At 72.0% G+C, this 7,659-nt stretch carries 6 protein-coding genes; 5 read left to right on the plus strand and 1 reads right to left on the minus strand.

Going from position 1 to position 7,659, the window contains the following annotated elements:
- Positions 1-324: a hypothetical protein gene (locus ACWEF6_RS17740; protein ID WP_449683922.1), complete on the minus strand. Its 324-nt coding sequence runs from the start codon at positions 322-324 to the stop codon at positions 1-3.
- A 200-nt stretch (positions 325-524) separates the two neighbouring features.
- Between ACWEF6_RS17740 and ACWEF6_RS17745 the strand changes: the two genes are divergently transcribed.
- From ACWEF6_RS17745 to ACWEF6_RS17765, 5 genes are all read left to right on the plus strand, one after another.
- Positions 525-2,414: an intein-containing Rv2578c family radical SAM protein gene (locus ACWEF6_RS17745; RefSeq protein WP_449683923.1), complete on the plus strand. Its 1,890-nt coding sequence runs from the start codon at positions 525-527 to the stop codon at positions 2,412-2,414.
- A 146-nt stretch (positions 2,415-2,560) separates the two neighbouring features.
- The gene (gene merB, locus ACWEF6_RS17750; RefSeq protein ID WP_449683924.1) at positions 2,561-3,163 is read left to right on the plus strand and encodes an organomercurial lyase; all 603 of its coding nucleotides are present in this window, start codon (positions 2,561-2,563) and stop codon (positions 3,161-3,163) included.
- A 96-nt stretch (positions 3,164-3,259) separates the two neighbouring features.
- Complete coding sequence (gene aspS / locus ACWEF6_RS17755; protein ID WP_449683925.1) at positions 3,260-5,035, plus strand: aspartate--tRNA ligase; 1,776 nt, start codon at positions 3,260-3,262, stop codon at positions 5,033-5,035.
- On the plus strand, positions 5,035-5,982 hold the full coding sequence (locus ACWEF6_RS17760; RefSeq protein WP_449680298.1) for a DUF389 domain-containing protein: 948 nt from the start codon (positions 5,035-5,037) through the stop codon (positions 5,980-5,982). The genes aspS and ACWEF6_RS17760 overlap by 1 nt, the downstream gene beginning before the upstream one ends.
- Before the next feature lie 79 nt (positions 5,983-6,061).
- Positions 6,062-7,243, plus strand: coding sequence for a phosphotransferase (locus ACWEF6_RS17765; RefSeq protein WP_449683926.1), 1,182 nt, complete (start codon positions 6,062-6,064; stop codon positions 7,241-7,243).
- The last annotated feature ends 416 nt before the right edge of the window (positions 7,244-7,659 follow it).

Here is a 7,659-nt window from a genome sequence, read left to right on the forward strand (position 1 = left end):
TCACCGCACCTGGGCGTTGGGGCTGACGTAGCTCCACCCGGCACCGCAGGCCGCGGTGGACCAGAGGGGGTCGCCCTGGGTCCGCCACGCGCCGTAGAAGTAGGAGTAGTCGAAGCTGCCGCTGGGGGTCAGGTAGCGGCAGTAGGCCATGGCCCGGAACTGGGTGCCGGAAGCGGAGGCGTAGCAGTAGGCGGTCGCCCCGTTGCCGGACTTCGATACGGTGCAGTAGGCGGGCGCCGCGGCCGCGGGTGACGCGAGGGCAACGGACAACCCGGCGGCCGCCACTGTCGCGGCGAGCACGGTCTTCGCGGTTCGAGAGATCATCGGGTCCTGCCTTCCGGTGTCACGGATGGGTTCGCACGGCGTCCACGCCGGCCGGGCGTGCCCGGTTGAGTGGCCGTCCGGAACACCACCCGGTCGGCCCAGCGCCGTCCCATCCGCCCCACGAACACCACCGGCACCACGTGATCCGCTTGCCCCGAACCGGTTTGACACCCGTCTAGAACATATGTTCGACTGGCGCCGTGCGATGGGATCGACAGCGGACAGGGGAGGGTGAACCGGCACTGCCCGGGCTCGAGGGCCTGGTGCGATCGGTGCGGTCACCGGAATTCGACGGCGTCACCTTTCACGAGGTGCACGCGCGGTCGGTGCTGAACAAGGTGCCCGCCGGGTCCGGGGTGCCGTTCGGGTGGACCGTCAACCCCTACCGCGGCTGCTCGCACGCCTGCACCTACTGCCTCGAAGGCGGCACCCGGATCCTGATGGCCGACGGCCGGACGAAGGCGTTGTCCGACTTGAAGGTCGGCGACGAGATCTACGGCACCCGCGGCCACGGCGCCTCCCGGCGGCTGGTGCCGACCCGCGTCGAAGCGCACTGGACCACCTTGCGCGCCGCCTACCGGGTGACCCTCGACGACGGCACCCGGCTCGTGGCCGGCGGTGATCACCGGTTCCTCACCAGCAAGGGCTGGAAGCACGTCACCGGCAGCAAGTTCGGCGCCGCGCAGCGGCCGCACCTGACGCCCGGCGCCGAGCTGATCGGCGTCGGCCGGTTCGCGCCGACGCCGGACGAGACGCTCGGCTACCGGGCCGGCTACCTCTGCGGGATGCTGCGCTCCGGCGGCTTCGCCGCCGAGCCGGACGCCGCCGCCCGCGCGCTGCGCTACCTGCCGGACTTCGGTGCGTCGGTCGGTTTTCTCAAGGTGCCGCCGGATCCGGACGCCCACTGGCAGCGCGGGTTCCTCGCCGGCGTCTTCGACATCGCGGGCGACTACGGCCGCGGCGTGCTCGCGGTGGCACACGACGAGCCCGAGATCGCCGAAGCCTTCGTCGCCGCGCTCGACCGGTTCGGGTTCGCCCACCAGCTGGACGAGGTGCCGAAGTTTCCGACGCGCCAGGAAATCCGGCTGCTCGGCGGCGTCGGCGAGGTGCTCCGGTTCTTCCACGTCGGCAACCCGGCCGTGACGTGGAAACGGTCCCTCGAAGGCGCGGTGATCGGCGCGAGCCGCCGCCGCGTGGAGGCGATCGAGCCGCTCGGGCTGCAGCTCCCGCTGTTCGACATCACCACCGGCACTGGCGACTTCGTGGCCGACGGCATGGTGTCCCACAACTGCTTCGCCCGGAACACCCACACCTATCTCGACTTCGACGCCGGCCGCGACTTCGACACCCAGGTGGTCGTCAAGATCAACGCCCCGCAGGTGCTGGCCGCGCAGTTGAAGAAGCCGTCGTGGCGGCGCGAGCACGTCGCGATGGGCACCAACACCGACCCCTACCAGCGCGCCGAGGGCCGCTACCGGCTGATGCCCGGCATCATCACGGCCCTGGCGCGCTCCGGCACGCCGCTTTCGGTGCTCACCAAGGGCACGGTCCTGGCCCGCGACCTGCCGCTCCTGCGCGACGTCGCCCGCGACGTGCCGGTCGGGCTCGCGGTGTCGATCGCCCTGCTCGACGAAGAGCTGCAGCACCGCCTCGAACCCGGCACGCCGAGCCCGCGGGCGCGGCTGGAGCTGGTCCGCAAGGCCCGCGAGGCCGGGCTGCCGTGCTCGGTGCTGGTGGCGCCCGTGCTCCCGTGGCTGACCGACTCGGAAGAGGCGCTGGACGCGCTGTTCGCCCAGCTCGCCGACGTGGGCGCGACGAGCGTGACGGCGTTCGCGCTGCACCTGCGGCCCGGCGCGCGCGAGTGGTTCGGCCGCTGGCTGGCGGGCACGCACCCGGAACTGGTGCCGCGGTACCGCGAGCTGTACGCGCGGGGGAGTTACGTGCGGAAGGCCTATCGCGAGGGGCTGGTGGCGCGGGTCGGGCCGCTGCTGCGGCGGCACGGCCTGGACCGCAAGTCCGGGTTCGACGCGCGGGGTCCCGAGCTGCCGGCGGCGGAGGCCGCTCCCGCGGAGCAGCTGCGGCTGCTCTGATGGTCCTTTTCGGACCGACTGGGTGACGCACTGGGCCGTTCGGGGGCGGTGTCTTCGGTTTGCGGCAAAATGTCCGATCGTGTCGTTGTCGCCCCGCCTCACCGGCGCCTAACGTCGAAGGGATCGAGCCCGGAAGGAGCCGGACGATGACGACCTCGCAGACCGACCGTGTCGCGGCCGCCCGGCTCGCCTGGGCCGCCCTGAAGCTGACCCGGGCCGGCCGGCACCCGGTGGGCGTGGACAGGCTCGCCGCGACCGTCGGCGTCACCCCGGCCGAGGCCCGCCGCCTGGTCGAGCTGATCGGGTTCACCCTGCACCGCGACCTCGTCTCGACCGGCCCCGCCCCCCGCGGCGCCCACCACCGCCTCGAGCCGGCCGAGGGCACCCTCGGCGCGGGCCCGGACGGCACGGTCGACATGTTCCTGCTCGCCATCGCGACCGGCGAGCGCGTCCACGCGGCGGCGATCTGCCCGGTCACCGGCACGCGCATCCGCATCGAACTGATGCCGCACGGGATCCTCCTGGTCGACCCGCCCGCCGCGGTGGTCGCGGCGGTCGACCTCGGCTTCGGGCTCGCCGGCGTCGACGCGGTCGCCTGCGCGGGGCAGCCGTTCTTCGCCTCCGCCACCGCGGCCGCCGGCTGGCTGGTGGCGCACCCGGGCGGGCGCATCTACCAGGTCGCCGCCTACCTGTCCCAGGCCCACCGCCTGGTCGCGGCGCTGGAGACCCGGCCCAAGTACGTCCTCTGACCACTTCGTCTCCCGAGCCTGCCGACGTCGTACGCTGGGTGGTTCGTTAGCCTTCTCAACAGGCGAACCACCCCATGTCGAAGGAGAGCAGTCGCAGTGCTCCGCACTCACAACGCCGGCACCCTGCGTGCCGGACAGGCCGGACAGACCGTCACCCTCACCGGATGGGTGGCCCGGCGGCGCGATCACGGCGGCGTCATCTTCATCGATCTCCGCGATGCCAGCGGGGTCGCCCAGGTCGTCTTCCGCGAAGGCGAGATGGCCGAGCGCGCACACGCCCTGCGCTCCGAGTTCTGCGTGAAGATCGTCGGCGAGGTCGCGAAGCGCCCCGAGGGCAACGCGAACGCCGAGATCCCCACCGGCGAGATCGAGGTCCTCGCGACCCAGCTCGAGGTGCTGTCCGAGGCCGCGCCGCTGCCGTTCCCGATCGACGACCGGGTCGACGTCGGCGAAGAGGTCCGGCTCAAGCACCGCTACCTCGACCTGCGCCGCAGCGGCCCGGCCGCGGCCATGCGGCTGCGCAGCGAGGTCAGCCGCGCCGCGCGCGAGGTGCTGCACGCCCAGGACTTCGTCGAGATCGAAACCCCGACGATGACCCGCTCGACGCCCGAAGGCGCGCGCGACTTCCTGGTGCCCGCGCGGCTCAAGCCCGGCTCCTGGTACGCGCTGCCGCAGTCGCCGCAGCTGTTCAAGCAGCTGCTCATGGTCGGCGGCATGGAGCGGTACTACCAGATCGCCCGCTGCTACCGCGACGAAGACTTCCGCGCCGACCGCCAGCCCGAGTTCACGCAGCTCGACATCGAGATGAGCTTCGTCGAGCAGGACGACGTCATCGCGCTCGGCGAGGACATCGTCTCCGCGCTGTGGAAGCTGATCGGGCACGAGATCCCGCGGCCGATCCCGCGCATCACCTACCACGAGGCGATGGCCAAGTACGGCTCGGACAAGCCGGACCTGCGCTTCGACCTCGAGATCACCGACATGACGGAGTTCTTCGCCGACACGCCGTTCCGCGTGTTCCAGGCGCCGTACGTCGGTGCGGTCGTCATGGCCGGCGGGGCGGACCAGCCGCGCCGCCAGCTCGACGCGTGGCAGGAGTGGGCGAAGCAGCGCGGCGCGCGCGGCCTCGCGTACATCCTCGTGAACGAGGACGGCACGCTCGGCGGCCCGGTCGCGAAGAACCTGTCGGAGACCGAGCGCGAGAACGTCGCCGCCGCGGCGGGCGCCAAGCCCGGCGACTGCATCTTCTTCTCCGCGGGCAAGGCCGCCTCGACGCAGCCGCTGCTCGGCGCCGCGCGCGACGAGATCGGCAAGCGCCTCGGCCTGATCGACGAGAACGCCTGGTCGTTCGTGTGGGTCGTCGACGCGCCGCTGTTCGCGCCGGTCGAGGACATCGGCGACGACGTGGCCGTCGGCTCCGGCAAGTGGACCGCGGTGCACCACGCGTTCACCTCGCCGACCCCGGAGTGGATCGACAAGTTCGAGCAGGACCCGGGCAACGCCCTGGCCTACGCCTACGACATCGTCTGCAACGGCAACGAGATCGGCGGCGGCTCGATCCGTATCCACCGCGGCGACGTCCAGAAGCGCGTCTTCAATCTGATGGGCCTCGGCGAGGAGGAGGCGCAGGAGAAGTTCGGCTTCCTGCTCGACGCCTTCCAGTTCGGCCCCCCGCCGCACGGCGGCATCGCGTTCGGCTGGGACCGCATCGTCATGCTGCTGGCGAAGGCCGACTCGCTGCGTGACGTGATCGCGTTCCCGAAGACCGGCGGCGGGTACGACCCGCTGACCGCGGCGCCCGCGCCGATCACCGCGCAGCAGCGCAAGGAAGCCGGGATCGACGCGAAACCGGCCGCCGCCTCGCAGAACTAGTGCTGCACCTCAGGGCCGTGTGCCCGCAGGAGAAGACCGCTTCGGCGCTCGACATCCTGCGGGCCCACGCCGGCACCGCGCACCTCGTCGTGCACCGCGGCGCCGCCGTGGAACCCGAGGGCGACCTGGTCGAGGCCGACATCGCCCGCGAGGCGGCGGACGAGATCATCGACGCGCTGTGCGGCCTCGGTCTCGATCACACCGGCGGGATCACGCTCGAAGCGCTCGACACCGCGCTGTCCGACGCCGCCGACCGGGCGGAAGAAGCCGCGCCGGGCGAAGCCGCGGACGCCGTCGTGTGGGAGGAACTGGTCGCGCGCACCGGTGAGGAATCCCGGCTGAACGTGACGTTCCTGGCCTTCCTCACCATCGCCTGCCTGCTCGCCGCGGTCGGCGTGCTGACGAACTCGGCGGTGACGATCGTCGGCGCGATGGTGGTCGGCCCGGAGTTCGGCCCGCTGGCCGCGCTCGCGGTCGGGCTGGTGCTGCGCCGCTGGGACCTCGTCCGGCGGGCGGGTGCCGCCCTGGGGGCGGGCTTCCCGCTGGCGATGGTCGTGACGCTCGGCGGCGCGCTGCTCGTGCGCGCGACCGACGTCTTCGGCGCGGACGCGTTCCGGCTGGACAAGAACCACGAGGTCGACTTCGTGTTCTCCGTCGGCGTGCCTTCCCTGGTCGTCGCGATGCTGGCCGGCGCCGCCGGGATGCTCGCGATGACGTCGGCGAAGTCGGCCGCGCTGGTGGGCGTGTTCATCTCCGTGACCACGGTGCCGGCCGCGGGGTACGCGGTCGTCGCGGCCGTGGCGGGGGAGTGGAGCCGGTGCGTCCAGTCGGTCGGGCAGCTGCTGGTCAACCTTCTCGGAATCGTTGCAGCTGCGGCCATTGTGTTGATCGTGCGCCGGAATGGGCAACGTTCACGGGTAGGAACGCGTCCGCTTTCACGCGGGTGACCCGTCTTCACGCGGGATGCCCCTTTTTGTCCGGATGTCAGTAGTCATGGTTGCTCAGTCACGAGTAGGGTCGGTGACAATGACAGTCGACACCTCCTCCGCCGGCGACGCTGGAGTCGGGGCAGGAGCCGAGCAGCTTGCCATCGCCGCGGCGGTCGCGGCGGGCGAGTCCGTTCTCTCACGCCGGTTCGGCAGCGCGATCACGTTGGTCGGGCCCGAGGACCTCGCGGGGAGCGGGCCGGCCACGGTGGTCCGCGCGCGAGTGGTGTCGTCGTTCGCGCTCCCGCGCACGCTCGTCATCAAGCACTACCCGGACCGGCCGGAGTCCGGCGCCGACCCGTTCGCCCAGGAGGCGGTCAGCTACCAGCTGTTCACGGCGCTGGCCGCGGACGAGCGGATGTGCCCGGAACTGGTGGCCCACGACGGCCGCGACCGCGTGCTCGTGCTGGAGGACCTGGGCCGCACGCCGACGCTGGAGGACAAGCTCTACGCCCGCGACTCCCGCGCGGCCGAGAGGGCGCTGCTGTCCTGGGCCCGCTCCCTCGGCCGCTTGCACGCGAGCACGGCCGGCCGCGAGGCGGACTTCAACGCGTTGCTGCGGCGCCTGGGCGGGCCGGCGAAGGGTGATTCCGACGGAGTCGACGCGTTGTGCGCGCAGGTGCCTTCGCTGATTCAGAAGCGCCTCGGGATCCCGGTGCCGGACGAGGTGCTCGCGCAGGTGATGGCGGCGGTGGAGCAGTCGCGCGCGGCGGGATTCCGGGCGTTCAGCCCGGTCGAGCTGAGCCCGGACAACAACCTGGTCACCGGGCAGGGCGTCCGCTTCCTGGACTTCGAGAACGGCTGCGTCCGATCGGCCCTGGTCGACGCGGCTCACCTGCGGTTGCCGTTCGCCGGCTGGCCGGACGCGCTGGCGCTGCCGGCGGGGATGAGCGAGGCGATGATCGCGGCATGGCGGGCCGAGGTGGTCGGGGTCTGGCCGGCGTTTGCCGATGACGAGGCGCTGGCCGGGCATTTGACGTCGAGCGAGCTGCTGCGGGTCTGGCTGATCACGGGGGAGGAGCTGGGGGCGTTGAACCTGTCCCGGCACGCCGCCCCGGTCAGCCGGGAGGCGGCTTTCGTGACCTGGTGGCGGGATTTGGCGAAGCATGCCGGGTATGTCCGGATGACGGCTGTTTCGGAGTTCGCGGCGCGGGTTGCTGCGGCTTTGGCTGCCCGGTTGGGGCCGCATGCCGATTTGGCTTTTTATCCGGCGTTCCGGTGAGGTTTGTCCACAACTTGGCCGCGGTGTTGATGGCCGGGTGGATTGGCGGCTGAGCCGGCGGTTTTGTCGGCTGGGGCCGATACGCTGGAAGCGGGGCGGGCCCCCAGGGAGGGCGGGTCCCGCCGGCCCGAACGCCGGATTGTTCAACGGCCGGCAGGTCGTGTCAAGGCGGGAAAGCGTGCCTTGACACGACCTGCCGGCCGCTGAGGCGGCTGCGTATCGGGTCGGCAGGGGGGTGTGGCCGGAGGGGTGAGGCTCGAGCTGCCGGCGTGCGATTCGGTTTGGGTTGGTGTTGCCGGCGTGCGATTCTTTTCCGAGCCGAGCCGAGCCGAGCCGAGCCGAGCCGAGCCGAGCCGAGCCGAGCCGAGCCGAGCCGAGCCGAGCCGAGCCGAGCCGAGCCGAGCCGAGCCGAGCCG

The organism is Amycolatopsis sp. NPDC004772, from assembly GCF_053601215.1.

Excerpts from the sequence above, each read along its gene's own strand:
- ACWEF6_RS17740 (WP_449683922.1), bottom strand. The coding sequence starts at position 324 with ATGATCTCTCGAACCGCGAAGACCGTGCTCGCCGCGACAGTGGCGGCC.
- merB (WP_449683924.1), top strand. The coding sequence starts at position 2,561 with ATGACGACCTCGCAGACCGACCGTGTCGCGGCCGCCCGGCTCGCCTGG.
- ACWEF6_RS17765 (WP_449683926.1), top strand. The coding sequence starts at position 6,062 with ATGACAGTCGACACCTCCTCCGCCGGCGACGCTGGAGTCGGGGCAGGA.